Genomic DNA, 15,130 nt, shown 5'->3' with positions numbered 1-15,130 from the left:
GCGCTGCGTGAGCGGTGTGGGCTGTTTCAAGCCACCGTCGGTTGGAGAAAAAAGAGGCAAAGCGAAAAAAAGTGCCTGTTTTGGCAGCCTTTTTTCAACTGACTTCAAAAGAAGCGATTTTTTTGGCCATGTGCTGAAAGTTTAGGCGTCTGTGGAAAGGGCCGTGTACAGCAGGGTCAAGGCGTGGTCACGCGCCGCGCGCCGCACGGCATTGCGACCGGGTGCACCGAATTCGACGGTTTCAACATGCGTCGGCTGTCCCTTGACGGCCAAACCAAAACACACGCGCCCTTCGGGTTTGAATTCGGACCCGCCCGGCCCGGCAATTCCCGTGATCGAGACGGCAAGTTGAGCCAGTGAGTTGCGCAGCGCGCCATCTGCCATTTCACGGGCCACCTGTTCGGAAACCGCACCGTGCGCGTTCAGCGTTTCGGCCCGAACACCCAGCATGTCCTGTTTGGCCTCGTTGGTGTAGGTGACGAAACCCCGATCTACGACCGCAGAGCTGCCGGGAATATCGGTCAGGGCCGCAGCGACCATGCCTCCGGTGCAGCTTTCGGCGGTGGCGATCATCACGCCCTGCGCCTTGGCGCGGTCCAGCAGGTCTGTCACGTTCATAACCCCAGAACTCCGTGTGCGATACCTGCCAGAACCATCACTCCGATGGCTGCAAATATACCCGCAATCACGTCATCCAGCATCACGCCCATCGGATCGCCGCGGCGATCAGCCCAGCCGACAGGGCCGGGTTTGGTGATGTCGAACAGACGAAACAGGATGAACCCACCAACCCAGCCGGGCCAGAGCGCGGTAATGTCGATTCCATGCGCCCAGGACGGATAGGAAATTGCCCAAAGCGCAATGAACTGGCCTGCGACCTCATCGATGACGATTTCAGATGGGTCGTGGTCATCCTGACCCTCGGTCATCACGCGTGTGGCCCACAGGCCGCCGACAAAAACCGCAACCGTTGCCAGGGCCAGCAACGGGAAACCACCCAGCATGTGCAATACCCAGGCCATTGGCAGGGCCACCAGCGATCCCCAGGTGCCCGGGGCAGGGCGCAAATAGCCAACGCCACCGACAGTCCCGATCATCTGTGCCGCGTTCATGCTTTCACCAGACATGCCGTGGCCAAAGAGGCGATGCCCTCGCTGCGGCCGGTGAAGCCCAGACGCTCGGACGTTGTCGCCTTGACCGAAACCTGATCTGCACGCAGGTCCATGATTTCAGAAATTTTTTCTCGCATGGCTGGTGCATGAGGGCCAATCTTTGGATATTCGCAGACCAGCGTGCAATCGACGTTCGAGATACGGTATCCCATCTGCCCCGCCAGCTCGACCGCGTGGCGCAGGAAAATCTCGCTGGCGGCGCCTTTCCATTGCGGGTCCGAAGGCGGGAAATGCTGCCCGATATCGCCCTGCGCCAGTGCGCCATAGATCGCATCGGTAACCGCGTGCATTCCGACATCGGCATCCGAATGGCCTTGCAGTCCGCGGTCATGTGGCACTTTCACACCGCAAAGGATCACATGATCCCCATCGCCAAAACGGTGCACATCGTACCCGTTGCCCAGCCTTACATCCATTTCCGTTCCCATTATGCGTTCCGCCCGGGCAAAATCCTCGGGTCGGGTGATTTTCAGATTGTCCGCATCGCCCGGTATGATGCAGACATCAAGGCCGGCGGCGCGGGCCACCTCGACATCATCCGCAGCGCCGCCCGGATGGGCGGCGTGGGCGGCGGTGATGGTGTCATAGTGAAACCCCTGCGGAGTTTGCGCGGCGAACAGGTTGCTGCGATCCTGCGTACCGGTCACGGCCTGTTCATGCCCAACCCACAGCGCATCGGTCACCGCCAGCCCGGGCGCCGCCGCCGGACATGTTTCCAGGGCGTTCAGAACGTCGGTGATGATGCGGGGTGTGACGCAAGGCCTTGCAACGTCGTGGATCAAAACGCGCTGTACGTTCCGGTCGGCCAGTGCAGCCAATCCATTGCGCACCGATCCCGCGCGATCCGTTCCGCCCGCAGCCAGGATCAGCTCGGTTTCACGGAATTCTTCCCATGCGGCGCTGTCTTCGTCGGACAACACCAGAACAATGTGATCCACCTGTCCGCGAAAGCGCTCGATCGTCCAATCGGCCACCCGCCGGCCCGCAAGGCTGCGCCATTGCTTTGGCACGCCACCCCCGGCGCGCGACCCGCGACCGGCGGCAACTATGATGGCGGCAGTTGTCATATGTGCGCGCTCTCCTCGTGATGGGCATTGTTTAGGCGGCGGTGAATGCAGAGGCAATCACCTATGGTCATGTGATTAATAATTAGGCAAATGATGATTTTGCGGGCTTGCTGCATGCCGATTTGTTGTTCATATGCGCAGAAACCGATATCAAAACCACAACTGCCCAAGGATTAAGCACGTTGACACTGCACCTTGCCGACAAGGAAATAGCACCGCCTGTTTTGCTGGCCCCCATGGCCGGAATCACCGACCGCCCGTTTCGCGATCTGGTGGTGCGTTTCGGTGCGGGCATGGTCGTCAGTGAAATGGTCGCCAGTCAAGAGATGGTACAGGCCAAGCCCGGCGTGCGGGAACGGGCGGAACTGTCCGCGGATGTGGAAAACACCGCCGTGCAACTGGCCGGGCGCGAGGCCCATTGGATGGCCGAGGCGGCCCGTCAGGTGGCCGACCGTGGCGCGCGGGTGATCGACATCAACATGGGGTGCCCCGCCAAGAAGGTAACAAACGGTTATTCCGGCTCGGCCCTACTGAAAACGCCGGACCACGCGCTGGCACTGATCGAGGCCGTGGTGGGCGCGGTCGATCTGCCGGTGACGCTGAAAACCCGGCTGGGATGGGACGATAGTCTGTTGAACGCGCCCGACGTGGCACGCCGCGCTCAGGACGCGGGTATTCAGATGGTCACGATCCATGGCCGCACACGCTGTCAGTTCTACAAGGGTCACGCCGATTGGCAGGCGATCCGGGCGGTGAAAGAGGCCGTATCGATCCCGGTTATCGCGAACGGAGACATCGTGGACTCTGACGCCGCCCGAACCGCGTTGCGCCAATCCGGCGCGGATGGGGTGATGGTCGGTCGTGGCGCCCAGGGCAAGCCTTGGGTTTTGGCGCAAATCTGCCATGACCTGTACGGGGCCGAAGCGCCCGAGATTCCGACCGGTCATGATCTGGTTGATATGGTTTGCGCGCATTATCAGTCGATGCTGGATTTCTATGGCGCTGATCTGGGTCTGCGTGTCGCCCGCAAGCACTTGGGATGGTACATGGACGAAGCCGCAACGCCTGCGCCCTTGCGCCGGGCGGTCCTGACGTCACGTGATCCGGCGGAAGTTCTGCGCCTGTTGGCAGATGCGCTCAGCGATACGGACGAGGTGGCGGCATGAATTCCGATGCCAGCATCTGGAACTCGCTGCCGGTTCCGGCGTTCATTATTGATGAACAGGACCGGATATCCGATGTGAATGCTGCGGGTGAGGGGTTTCTGAACGCGTCGCGCAAATCGGTGATCGGCCATCCGGTGTGGGATCAGATCGCCGTGGACGCGCCGTTGGAAGAGGCGTTCGAGCGCGCCCGCTGGCAGGGCACGCCTTTGTTCGTGAATGATGTGGATGTGGGGTCGGGTAGCCGAGCGCCGCTGCAATGCGCGTTGCAGATTGCGCCTTTGGTCGGGCATCCGGGCTCTATGATCATGATCATCTCGCCTCGTGAACTGGCAGGTCGGATGACGCGGGGGAATACGGTCAAATCCGCGGCACAATCCGCCATCGGCATGGCGGAAATGCTGGCGCACGAGATCAAGAACCCGCTGGCCGGGATCACCGGTGCGGCGCAGTTGCTCAGCATGAATATACCGCCGCAAGATCTTGAACTGACAGACCTTATTGTTGCCGAAAGCCGCCGGATCGTGAAGTTGCTGGAACAGGTCGAGCAATTCGGGAACCTTCAGAAACCTGACTTCAAGCCGGTCAACATCCACGATGTGCTTGATCGCGCAAGACGGTCGGCATTGTTGGGATTTGGCGCTGATATGACGATCGTCGAAGACTATGACCCGTCGCTGCCGCTGGCTTACGGAGACCCGGATCAGATTCTGCAGGTGATCCTGAATCTGCTCAGGAACGCGTCCGAAGCGGCAGGACCGCAGGGCGGAACGATCCGCCTGCGGACCTATTTCGAACATTCCTTCCGGTTGCGTCGCAGTGACGGGTCAGGGCATTCGCTGCCTTTGCAGATCGAGATCATCGATGATGGTCCGGGCCTGCCAGAAGACATCCGCGGCGACATTTTTGATCCCTTCGTATCCGGCAAGGAAAACGGCACCGGCCTGGGGCTGGCGCTGGTCAGCAAGATCATCTCGGACCATGACGGCTGGATTTCGGCCGAATCCGTGCCCGGGCGAACGGTATTCAAACTGTCGCTGCGCCGCGCGCCGCGAGACGCAATCGAGGACAAGAAGGAGAGCACCTGATGGATGGCACCGTATTGGTCGCGGACGACGATCGCACGATCCGCACTGTTCTGACACAGGCCCTGACGCGTGCCGGGTGCAAGGTGCATGCGACCTCATCACTGACCACGTTGATGCGCTGGGTCGGCGAGGGGAAAGGGGACGTGGTGATTTCCGACGTGGTCATGCCCGATGGAAACGGTCTTGAGATGCTGCCGAAGATAGCCGAAGACCGCCCCGGTTTGCCGGTGATCGTGATTTCCGCACAAAACACCATCATGACGGCGATTCAGGCGACAGAGGCGGATGCGTACGATTATCTGCCAAAACCCTTCGACCTGCCGGATCTGATGAAGCGGACAGCGCGGGCGCTGGATCAGAAGCAACGCGCCCAGCCAGAGCCGACCGTGGGCACAAGCGAGCGCCCCGAAGAACTGCCACTGGTCGGGCGAACACCGGTGATGCAGGCCCTGTACCGGTTGGTCGCCCGGGTGATGAACACGGATCTCTCGGTCATGATTTCCGGTGAAAGCGGCACGGGCAAGTCACTGATTGCCCGAGCCATTCACGATTTTTCCGACCGTCGAACCTTGCCCTTTGTCACTGTCACCGCTGCCGAATTGCGCGATCTGGAAGGCCCGGCCCGTGTGATGGCGCGGGTTCGCGGCGGTACGCTTTTGATAGACGAAATCGCTGATATCGAAGATCAGGTTCAGGCGCGCATCGTCCGCATGATGGACACACCGGGCGATCACGTTCCCCGTTTCATGGCCACCAGCCAATCAGACCTGACCGAAGGGATGGAGAACGGGCGCATCCGTCAGGACCTTTATTATCGCTTGTGCGGGGCGACGATCCACGTTCCATCACTGCGTGAAAGGGTGGATGACATTCCGCTGCTGGCCGAGCATTTCCTGGCGCGGGAAGAGCGGGAAAACGGCACCAAGCGCTGGCTCAGCCCCGAGGCGGTGGAACTGGTGCGGCGCTATTCCTGGCCCGGGAACGTGCGGCAACTGGAAAATGCCGTGCGCCGGTTGGGTCTGACCAGCCGTGCTGATGAAATCACCAAAGCCGAAGTGGAAACGGTGCTTGGCAGCCAGCCAGAGGCGGAACCGGTCCTGAGCGGCGGTGAACGCGAAAAGCTTTCGACCTCGGTCGAGCGGCATCTGCGGAGGTATTTTGACCTGCACGGCAACATTCTGCCGCCCCCGGGCCTGTATCAACGCATATTGCGGGAAGTTGAGGCCCCACTGATCGAAATCGCGCTGGATGCAACTGGCGGAAATCAGGCGAAATGTGCCGATTTGCTGGGAATCAACCGAAATACGTTGCGAAAAAAGATTACGGATCTCGATATTCAGGTGACACGTCGACGCAAACTGATGTAATATCGCCACACAAACCGTGGCATCCCGGCATCTGTTGGGAAAAGATCACGATATATGGCGGTAAGCCGCTCAAGCGGCACATCAGGATGAGGGCAGACAGTGGCAACCCGAGCACAGAGCGGGATGATCCCATCGATCAGTCGATGGCGTAAATCACGGAAACTGCGCAATTTTGGCACGTTTGGCCTGGTTCTCATGGGGCCCGTTCTGGCGCTGGCCACTTACCTTGTCATCGGTCCTTTCGATCTTGGCGCCACTGCACCGACTTTGCGGCTGATTCTGTTGGCCGATCTCGTATACGTTCTGGTTGTTGCTGCACTTGTGCTTGGGCAGGTTGGCAGCTTGATTGCCGCACGTCGGGCCAAGTCGGCGGGTTCGCGCCTGCATTTGCGCCTGATCGGGGCGTTTACTCTGCTGGCGCTGGTTCCAACCGTGACCGTGGCGATTTTTGCCGGATTGACCGTCAATATCGGCCTTGAGGGCTGGTTTTCCGACCGCGTGCGTCAGGTCGTGGGATCTTCGCTGACGGCGGCAGAAGCGTATGAACTGGAACACCGCCGAGGGTTAACGCAAGACGCGTCTGTTCTTGCGCGATATCTGGATAATGCACGATCGCTGGACTTCTATATCTCGGACGCTGAACTGCGCGAAGTTCTGGCGCAGGGGCAAGCTCAGATTCAACGGGGGCTGCGCGAAGCCTATGTCATCGACGGTGGTGGCGAAATCAAATCGCGCGGGGACCGGTCTTACCTGTTCAACTACGAAGCCCCAACCCCCGAGCAGATTGCAGAAGCCACCGACAAGGGCCTGCTGATCATCGCCGACTGGCCCAACAACGAGTTCCGCGCGCTGGTTCCTCTGAAGGCTTATCTGGATCGCTATCTCTATGTCAGCCGCGAGGTGGATGGGCAGTTGTTGACGCTGCTGGACGATACCAAGGAAACGGCACAGTTCTATCAGCAACTGGAAAGCGAACGGGGCAGGGTGCTGTTCGAGTTCGGCCTGTTGTATCTGGGCTTTGCGTTGATCCTGATCCTTGCGGCAATGTCCCTTGGCATGTGGTTTGCCGAACGGCTGTCGCGTCCCGTGGGGCGGTTGACCACCGCGGCGCAGCGGGTTGGTGCCGGTGATCTGAGCGTCCAGGTGATTGAAGAGGCCAGCGACGACGAAATCGCGATGCTGGGCCGGTATTTCAACCAGATGACCCGGCAGTTGAAAGGACAGCGCGATACGCTGTTGGAGAACACGCGGCAAATTGAAAGCCGGCGCCGTCTGTTCGATTCGGTGCTCAGTTCGGTCACTTCGGGTGTCGTTGGAGTGGACCCGGAAGGATGCATTACATTCGTGAACCGTTCGGCCGAGCGGTTGCTGGATTGGACCGGGGGCGAGCAGCATCTGGCCATCGGCATTGCGGTGCCGGAATTTCTGCCCCTGTTTGAAAGTCTGAAGGATAGCGGGCAAGAGGCCGTTCAGGGCGAAATCAAAGTGACCCGCAAGGGACGGCTCGAGAACCTGTTGGTCCGCATGGCCATCCGTCGCGGAGAAGATGGCGGACTGGAAGGCTATGTGGTTGCCTTCGATGACGTCACAGATCTGGTCAGCGCCCAACGGATGGCGGCCTGGGGTGACGTGGCCCGCCGCATCGCGCATGAGATCAAGAACCCTCTGACACCGATCCAGCTGAGCGCGGAACGGATCAAGCGCAAATTCTCGCGCAAACTGGATGAGGAAGACAGCAGCAGCCTGGATTCGATGACTAATGTGATTGTGCGGCAGACCAACGATCTGCGCCGCATCGTGGATGAATTCTCGAAATTTGCACGGATGCCCGAACCTGAACGCAGGGAAGAAAACCTTGTTGATCTGGTGCACGAGGCGGTCCTGCTGCAACAGGCCGGGCAGCCGGATGTGCAGATCGATGCCGATCTGCCGCAACAGCCCATCATGGCTGATGTCGATGCAACCATGCTGAATCAGGCGCTTACCAACCTCATCAAGAATGCCGGGGAAGCCATTGCAACCCTTAAGGAAAAAGGGGCGCCCGACAACCTTCAGCCACAGATCAAAGTGACGGTTACCGGTGATGATGCGGGTACGGTCATAACCATTGCAGACAACGGGATCGGCCTGCCCGAGGATCGGGCACGGCTGTTTGAGCCCTATGTAACGACACGTGACGAAGGGACCGGGCTGGGCCTGCCCATCGTCAAGAAGATCATTGAAGAGCATGGCGGCGCGCTGACCCTCGAGGATGCGCCCGTGTTTGACGGACAGGACCATTTTGGCGCGATGGCCGTGATCCGATTGCCGGGGGTTACTGTGTCCCAAACGGCAGCGCCACAGAAGCAGGCAATTAGAACCAACAAACTGAAAGCAGGCCAAAGATGAGTGACATTCTGATCGTAGATGATGAGCGCGATATTCGCGAGCTGGTGTCCGACATTCTGGAGGACGAAGGCTATTCAACCCGGCTGGCGGCCAACTCGGACGAGTGCATGGCGTCAATCAACTCTGAACCGCCGGGGTTGTTGATCCTGGATATCTGGCTGAAAGACAGCCGCATGGATGGCATCGACATCCTGAAAGCGGTGAAACGCGACAACCCGGATGTGCCGGTGGTGATCATTTCGGGCCACGGCAACATTGAAATTGCCGTCGCCGCAATCAAGCAGGGCGCCTATGATTTTATCGAAAAGCCGTTCAACATAGACCAGTTGATGGTGGTGATCCGCCGCGCGATGGAGACCTCTCGCCTGCGTCGCGAGAATGCGTCTCTGAAGCGGAAAGAAGTCAATAATTCCGACATGATCGGCAAATCCGCCGCGTTCCGCGCCATGCAGGGGCAGTTGGACAAGGTGACCAAGTCGAATGGCCGCGTGATGCTCAGCGGCCCAGCTGGGTCAGGCAAAGAGATTGCAGCACGGTACATCCATGCCCATTCAAATCGCGCCAACGCGCCATTTGTCACGGTAAACTGCGCCGGGATCGAACCCGAACGTGTGGAAGAGGTGCTGTTTGGCCGGGAATCGGCAGAACGCGGCGTGGAATCGGGTTTGCTGGAAGAGGCGCATGGAGGCGTGGTCTATTTTGACGAAGTTGCCGACATGCCCCTTGGGACACAATCAAAAATCCTGCGGGTGCTGGTGGACCAGCAGTTCCAGCGTGTCGGTGGCAGTGACAAGGTGCGCGTGGACCTTCGCGTGATCTCGTCAACAAGCAAGGATCTTGACGAAGAAATCGCGGCTGAACGGTTCCGGGAAGAGCTGTACCACCGTCTGAACGTCGTCCCGATTGCCGTGCCGTCACTGGAAGATCGGCGCGAAGATATCCCGGTTCTGGCGCAGCACTTTATCGAGATGTGCAACGAAACTCAGGGTTTGCCGATCAGGGAACTTTCGGAAGAGGCTGTCGCGCTGTTGCAGACGATGACCTGGCCCGGCAACGTGCGCCAGCTCAAAAACCTGATCGAGCGGGTTCTGATCCTTGGCGATGGCTCCGGCCCGATTGAGGCGCGTGAGTTGCCCAACGAGGAAGAAAAGGCAGAAGATTCAGGTCGTGTCGTGTTGTCTGGCGCATTGGCCACCTTGCCGTTGCGCGAAGCCCGCGAGGCGTTCGAGCGAGAGTATCTGCTGACACAGATCAACCGGTTTGGCGGCAATATCAGCCGCACGGCCAGCTTTGTAGGCATGGAACGCAGCGCCCTGCATCGGAAATTGAAATCTCTGGGCGTGGTGACTTCGAACAAATCCGGTGCGCGCGTGGCGCAAATCGATGAACCCGAACCGGCAGAATAATCTGCCGGTCGCACGGCCTCAGCCGGCCTGGCCAGGCGTTATGATTTGAAATGAGCCGTCATCGAATTTCACAAAGCACGACGCGCTGTTGAGCGGTGGCAAAGTGGTTGTTCGCGTCGCGGGCACGCGTGATTTGACGTTCTGCTTGCACGGCGGCAGGCTGACGGGTCGAAACCCTTTCTGGGCCATGCATTGCGCTTCGACCGTGTTGCGCAGGCCCTGATTCACATCCACGGTATAAACACGGCCGGGCTGCCACCAGCCGGGTGATCGATAGCAACGACCCCTGCCATCGCAATATGTACGCCCCGGCCAGTAGGTTGGCGGGCTTTGGCGGATCTGATTGGCTACCGGCACTTCTTTAACCGCCTTCAGCTGGCACTGAGTGGTCTCTTTTTGCAGGCGCGATACGGTTTCACCTTCGCGGTAGTAAAGCGAAAGTGGTCCGCAAGAAGACAGCACCATCAAAGGTATCAGCATAGGAAACAGCGTTTTCATATGCTTATCTTGCCGCAGCGGGGCTGCGATGACAATTCAATTGACCGCTCTGGGGGCATCTGTCATTCAATCCTTTCAGGCAGAAGGGCCAGAAGCATGAAGGTCATTATTTGCGGTGCGGGGCAGGTCGGCTGGCAGATCGCGCGGCATCTTTCGGGCGAGCTGAACGATGTCACCGTCGTGGACAACAACCCCGACCTTGTAAGGCGGGCGACGGAAACGCTGGATGTGCAGGGGATCGCCGGGTTTGCAAGTTACCCGGACGTGCTGGAACGGGCAGGGGCCCGTGACGCTGACATGATCATCGCCGCCACCCATTCGGATGAGGTGAACATGGTCACCTGCCAGATGGCGCACTCGGTCTTTTCGATCCAGCGCAAGATCGCGCGCCTGCGGTCGAAATCCTACCTCGAGGCGATTCACTCGGATTTGTACCGTCGTGATCATCTGCCGATTGATGTGGTGATCAGCCCCGAACGCGAAGTTGCCGCCGCCGCCATGCGCCGCCTTTCTGCCCCATCCGCCTTTGACACCGAGATTTTCATGGACGGCAAGGCGCAGCTGCTTGGGGTGCGGGTGGAAGAGGATTGCCCGATCGTGAATACACCGTTGCGGCAGCTGACGGATCTGTTCTCGACCCTCAGTTCCATCGTGGTTGGGGTGCGGCGCGAAGGCACGCTGTTCGCGCCCGAATCCGAGGATCAGCTGTTCGTGGGCGATGAATGCTATGTCTTCACCAACGTCAAGGACGTGGATCGCACCATGGAGGTGTTCGGCAAGGCGCAGAAGCGGCAGGATCGCGTGGTGATCGTGGGCGGCGGAAATGTCGGGCTGGAAGTGGCCAGAACGCTGGAAGAACGCGAAAGCCGCGTGCGGGCCAAGATCATCGAACGCGACCGCCATTGCGCTGAACTTGCCGCCGAAGCTCTGGAACGGACGATCGTGCTGCATGGCGACGGGCTGGATGCCGGGTTGCTGAGCGAAGCGGGGATCGAGCGGGCCGATGCGATGCTGGCAGTTACGGATGACGACCGTACGAACATGCTGGCCGCGGTGCGTGCCAAGGCCGAAGGGTGCGCTCTGGCGATTGCATTGATCAACGATCCCAGCATGGTGGCCCTGATGGGGCCCTTGGGGATCGATGCCTATATCAACCCGCGGGCCACGACCGTCAGCTCGATCCTGCGGCACATCCGGCATGGACGGGTGCGTCAGGTCTATTCCATAGGGGACGCCGAGGCCGAGGTGATCGAGGCCGAGGTTCTGTCAACCTCGCCCATGGCCGGGCAACGTCTGCGCGATATCGACTTTCCCGAGGGGGTGCTTGTGGGCGCGGTCCGCAAGGGAGACGAGGTTCTGCGACCGACAGGCAGCCTGCGGATCGATGAAAAAGATGTGGTCGCAATCTTTGCCATGGCCAAGGACGTACCAGAGGTTGAACGCCTGATGCAGGTTTCAATCGATTTCTTCTGATGGCGCATGCAGGGACACAACAGGTTGGATTGTTGCGGCGGTTGCCGTTGTTCCTGCTGATCTGGGGCATTGCATCCCTGACCATGTGGATTCCAGCGATCTATGCGTTGGCTCTGGACGATCACGACACGTCACGATCCTTTCTGTATTCCGGGATCCTGGGCTTGTTTTTGGTTGCCACCATCGCGATGGCGTCCTCCAACCGCATACCCCGGCGCGGCACGTTGGGGCAGCTGGCGGTGATGCTGGCCTGTTTCACGCTGCTACCCATCTTTCTGGCGATCCCATTTCACGACGCGCTTGGAACGACCACCTTTCTGAACGCCTATTTCGATATGGTCAGTTCTCTGACGACCACGGGGGCGGACCTGTTTCCGGATCCGGCCCGTCTGACGGCCCCGTTGCATTTGTGGCGCGCCATGGTCGGTTGGATGGGCGGCCTGCTGATGTGGATCGCCGCTGCGGCGATCCTTGCCCCGCTGTCGCTTGGCGGGTTCGAGGTCACTGCTAAAGGCCAGCCGGGGCGCCCGGTGTCAGGGGTGGCACAGAGCGAGCGCGTGGACCCGCGAGGCCGTCTGATCCGTGTCGCCTGGACCCTGACGCCAGTCTATGTCGGGCTGACGACCGTGATCTGGGTTCTTCTGTTGATCGCCGGTGAAGTCGGTCTGACGGCCGTGTGCCATGCGATGGCAGTGATGGCCACGTCCGGAATCTCTCCGGTAGGCGGCATGGAGGGGGCGCAGGCCGGGTTTACGGGCGAAGCCATCTTGTTTCTGTTCCTGTTCTTTGCTCTCTCGCGTCTGACTTTTTCGAAGGATACCGCGACAACAGGCTATTCCCGTCTGGATACGGACCCAGAGTTTCGCATTGGTCTGATGATTGTCCTTGCTGTCGCAATCCTGTTGTTCTTCCGGGTTGTCGCGGGCGTGACGGAAATCGGTGGTCAAATGGAACCAATGCAGGCGTTGCAAGTCATCTGGGGGATGCTGTTCACCGTTCTGGCTTTCCTGACGACGGCCGGATTCGAAAGCGCGAACTGGAACGACGCACAGCAACTGTCGGGTTTGGGAACGCCTGGTTTGCTGTTGATGGGGCTGGCATTGATCGGCGGAGGCGTCGCGACGACGGCCGGAGGGGTCAAGCTGTTGCGGGTCTTCGCGCTGTATCTGAATGGCGCACGAGAGATCGACCGCCTGATCTATCCCTCGTCCGTCAGCGGTGCAGGGGGTGGCAATCGCCGCATTCAAAGCGACGGGGCGTTCATCGCCTGGATCTTTCTGATGCTTTTTGCGCTGACCCTTGCGGTATTCAACCTATTGCTTGCGGCGATGGGGTCCGGATTCGAACAGGCCATGGTGCTCAGCGTGGCCACACTCAGCACGACGGGGCCGTTGATCGAGTTGGCCACCGACGTTCCAATTCGCCTGATCGACCTTTCTGCCAGCGCCAAGCTGACGCTGTGCGCGGCCATGGTCATCGGGCGTCTTGAAACGCTGGCGATCATTGCCCTGATCACCCCGTCGCTTTGGCGGGATTGAGCCGGGCACATCATGCGGCGGCTAACGCCTGATTTTTCATCTGGAATATCTGTGCGTAGCACTCCATACTCTGCCGGAGGGAGCGCGTTGGTCCGCAGCGCGTAGCAAGAACAATGGCGAGATTATAAAAATATGGCTTCGGACAGACAGAATCTTCAGGATGCCTTCCTGAACAATGTACGGAAAGCTAAGGTTCCGGTCACGATTTTCCTGATCAACGGTGTGAAATTGCAGGGTGTCATCACCTGGTTCGACAATTTCTGCGTATTGTTGCGCCGCGACGGACAGTCGCAGCTGGTCTACAAACACGCGATTTCGACCATCATGCCGTCACAGCCGATCAACCTGTATGAGGGCGAAGACGCCTCTTGACGGAACATGAGCGGGCGCGCACCCGGGCCTGGGTGCTGCATCCCGAAATCAAATCAGACGAACAGCGCCGTGTCCCCGAACCGGCGCTGGAAGAGGCGGTGGCACTGGCCGCCGCATTGCCCGATCTGGACGTGATCGGGTCAGAAGTCGTGCGACTTCAACGCGCGCAGGCCGGGTATTTGTTCGGCAGCGGAAAGATTGAAGAACTTGGTGCGCGTTTTCGCGACAACGAGGTTGAGCTGGTTCTGATCGACGGGCCGGTGACCCCGGTGCAGCAGCGCAATCTGGAAAAGGCGTGGAAGGTCAAGATCCTCGATCGGACCGGGTTGATCCTTGAGATTTTCAGCGATCGCGCCCGCACGCGGGAAGGGGTGTTGCAGGTCGAGATGGCCGCGCTCAGCTATCAGCGGACGCGGCTGGTACGGGCGTGGACACACCTTGAACGTCAGCGCGGTGGTTTGGGATTTGTCGGCGGACCCGGCGAAACTCAGATCGAAGCCGACCGCCGCGCCATTGACGAGCAACTGGTACGCTTGCGGCGGCAGTTGCAGAAGGTGGTCAAGACCCGGACACTGCACCGGGCCGCCCGGGCCAAGGTGCCTTATCCAATCGTCGCACTCGTCGGGTATACGAACGCAGGGAAATCGACGCTGTTCAATCACCTGACCGGGGCCGAAGTGATGGCCAAGGACATGCTGTTCGCCACGCTGGATCCGACCATGCGCCGCGTACAGTTGCCGGACGGCCCCGAAGTGATCCTGTCGGACACGGTGGGCTTTATCTCGAACCTCCCGACCGAGCTTGTGGCGGCTTTCCGGGCCACGCTGGAAGAAGTCCTGGGTGCCGACCTGATCGTCCATGTGCGTGATATCAGCCACGAGGAAACCGAGGCGCAGGCGCACGATGTCGAGGCGATCCTGACCTCGCTGGGCGTCGACGAAGAGCGGCCCCGGCTTGAGGTATGGAACAAGATAGATCTGCTGAGCGCCGATGAGCGCGAGGCAACGCTGGCGCGGGCGGACCGAGATCCTGAGATATTCGCGATTTCGGCTGTAACCGGGGAAGGCATCGCGCCGTTGCTGTCCGAGATCGCGATGCATCTGCAAGGTGCACGGCGTGAGGCGGTGTTGGATCTGTCTTTCTCTGACGGGGACAAGCGGGCCTGGTTGTTCCGCCAGGATGTGGTGCGCACAGAAGAACAAACCGATGACGGTTTCCGCATCACGGTATTGTGGACCGATAAACAGGCGGCTCAGTTCGAGGCGCTGAAGAATTAGCGACAGGGCCGGATATGTCTGACAAGCCGGACCAAAGAGTGTTCCTGACCGGCCATATCGATGTGCCCGTGGACCGGCTGGAAGAGGTGCGCGCAGCGTTGCCGGACCATGTGAAACTGACCCGGGCGGAACAGGGCTGCATATCCTTCGACGTGATTGAGGATCAGACCCGTCCAGGTCGGTTCAACGTGTCAGAAGTGTTTACAGATCAGCAGGCTTTCGATGCACATCAGGCCCGGACACGGGCGTTTGACTGGTCGCGGGTCACTCAGGGGATACCGCGGGACTACAGGATGGAACGCGCATCCAGCGGACGGTGAG

At 59.8% G+C, this 15,130-nt stretch carries 14 protein-coding genes; 10 read left to right on the top strand and 4 right to left on the bottom strand.

The window, feature by feature from the left end:
- Positions 1 to 141: 141 nt before the first annotated feature.
- Genes FIU92_RS08500 through FIU92_RS08490 form a run of 3 tightly spaced genes read right to left on the bottom strand, consistent with a single transcriptional unit; the run spans position 142 to position 2,239 of the window.
- Positions 142 to 618 (bottom strand): CinA family protein, encoded by a 477-nt coding sequence (locus FIU92_RS08500; protein WP_152458156.1) that lies wholly within the window; start codon positions 616 to 618, stop codon positions 142 to 144.
- Entirely contained in the window at positions 615 to 1,112 is a 498-nt protein-coding gene (locus tag FIU92_RS08495) for a phosphatidylglycerophosphatase A (protein ID WP_152459865.1), read from the bottom strand. The genes FIU92_RS08500 and FIU92_RS08495 overlap by 4 nt, the downstream gene beginning before the upstream one ends.
- Positions 1,109 to 2,239 carry a bifunctional 2-C-methyl-D-erythritol 4-phosphate cytidylyltransferase/2-C-methyl-D-erythritol 2,4-cyclodiphosphate synthase gene (locus FIU92_RS08490; protein ID WP_152458155.1) on the bottom strand — a complete coding sequence of 377 codons (1,131 nt, stop codon included), beginning with the start codon at positions 2,237 to 2,239 and terminating at the stop codon, positions 1,109 to 1,111. The genes FIU92_RS08495 and FIU92_RS08490 overlap by 4 nt, the downstream gene beginning before the upstream one ends.
- 182 nt (positions 2,240 to 2,421) lie before the next feature.
- Here FIU92_RS08490 and dusB point away from each other — a divergent pair, with 182 nt between their 5' ends.
- The 5 genes from dusB to FIU92_RS08465 all read left to right on the top strand — a co-directional run bounded on the left by dusB (position 2,422) and on the right by FIU92_RS08465 (position 9,651).
- Positions 2,422 to 3,405 (top strand): tRNA dihydrouridine synthase DusB, encoded by a 984-nt coding sequence (gene dusB / locus FIU92_RS08485; protein WP_371419739.1) that lies wholly within the window; start codon positions 2,422 to 2,424, stop codon positions 3,403 to 3,405.
- The gene (locus FIU92_RS08480) at positions 3,402 to 4,490 is read left to right on the top strand and encodes a nitrogen regulation protein NR(II) (RefSeq protein ID WP_152458153.1); all 1,089 of its coding nucleotides are present in this window, start codon (positions 3,402 to 3,404) and stop codon (positions 4,488 to 4,490) included. Before dusB ends, FIU92_RS08480 begins: the two co-directional genes overlap by 4 nt.
- Positions 4,490 to 5,857, top strand: coding sequence for a response regulator (locus tag FIU92_RS08475; protein WP_152458152.1), 1,368 nt, complete (start codon positions 4,490 to 4,492; stop codon positions 5,855 to 5,857). The genes FIU92_RS08480 and FIU92_RS08475 overlap by 1 nt, the downstream gene beginning before the upstream one ends.
- Positions 5,858 to 5,980: 123 nt before the next feature.
- Complete coding sequence (locus FIU92_RS08470) at positions 5,981 to 8,245, top strand: PAS domain-containing sensor histidine kinase (RefSeq protein ID WP_152459864.1); 2,265 nt, start codon at positions 5,981 to 5,983, stop codon at positions 8,243 to 8,245.
- Positions 8,242 to 9,651, top strand: coding sequence for a sigma-54 dependent transcriptional regulator (locus FIU92_RS08465; RefSeq protein WP_152458151.1), 1,410 nt, complete (start codon positions 8,242 to 8,244; stop codon positions 9,649 to 9,651). Before FIU92_RS08470 ends, FIU92_RS08465 begins: the two co-directional genes overlap by 4 nt.
- A gap of 18 nt (positions 9,652 to 9,669) precedes the next feature.
- Here the strand turns inward: FIU92_RS08465 and FIU92_RS08460 are convergent, their stop codons facing one another.
- Positions 9,670 to 10,131, bottom strand: a complete 462-nt coding sequence (locus FIU92_RS08460) for a hypothetical protein (RefSeq protein WP_254705368.1) — start codon at positions 10,129 to 10,131, stop codon at positions 9,670 to 9,672.
- A 114-nt stretch (positions 10,132 to 10,245) separates the two neighbouring features.
- On the opposite strand from FIU92_RS08460, the gene trkA reads away from it, so the two are divergent.
- The 5 genes from trkA to FIU92_RS08435 all read left to right on the top strand — a co-directional run bounded on the left by trkA (position 10,246) and on the right by FIU92_RS08435 (position 15,129).
- The gene (gene trkA / locus FIU92_RS08455) at positions 10,246 to 11,622 is read left to right on the top strand and encodes a Trk system potassium transporter TrkA (RefSeq protein ID WP_152458149.1); all 1,377 of its coding nucleotides are present in this window, start codon (positions 10,246 to 10,248) and stop codon (positions 11,620 to 11,622) included.
- Positions 11,622 to 13,160 carry a TrkH family potassium uptake protein gene (locus FIU92_RS08450; protein WP_152458148.1) on the top strand — a complete coding sequence of 513 codons (1,539 nt, stop codon included), beginning with the start codon at positions 11,622 to 11,624 and terminating at the stop codon, positions 13,158 to 13,160. The genes trkA and FIU92_RS08450 overlap by 1 nt, the downstream gene beginning before the upstream one ends.
- 132 nt (positions 13,161 to 13,292) lie before the next feature.
- A complete protein-coding gene (gene hfq, locus FIU92_RS08445; RefSeq protein ID WP_005982826.1) occupies positions 13,293 to 13,532 on the top strand; it encodes an RNA chaperone Hfq in 240 nt (79 codons plus the stop codon).
- Positions 13,529 to 14,809: a GTPase HflX gene (hflX, locus tag FIU92_RS08440; RefSeq protein ID WP_152458147.1), complete on the top strand. Its 1,281-nt coding sequence runs from the start codon at positions 13,529 to 13,531 to the stop codon at positions 14,807 to 14,809. The genes hfq and hflX overlap by 4 nt, the downstream gene beginning before the upstream one ends.
- 14 nt (positions 14,810 to 14,823) lie before the next feature.
- Positions 14,824 to 15,129: a putative quinol monooxygenase gene (locus FIU92_RS08435; protein ID WP_152458146.1), complete on the top strand. Its 306-nt coding sequence runs from the start codon at positions 14,824 to 14,826 to the stop codon at positions 15,127 to 15,129.
- Position 15,130: the final 1 nt, after the last annotated feature.

This window comes from Ruegeria sp. THAF33, assembly GCF_009363615.1.
Lineage (GTDB): Bacteria > Pseudomonadota > Alphaproteobacteria > Rhodobacterales > Rhodobacteraceae > Ruegeria.
The sequence above is the reverse complement of the archived record's forward strand: the minus strand, read 5'-3'. Positions and strand labels throughout refer to the sequence as shown.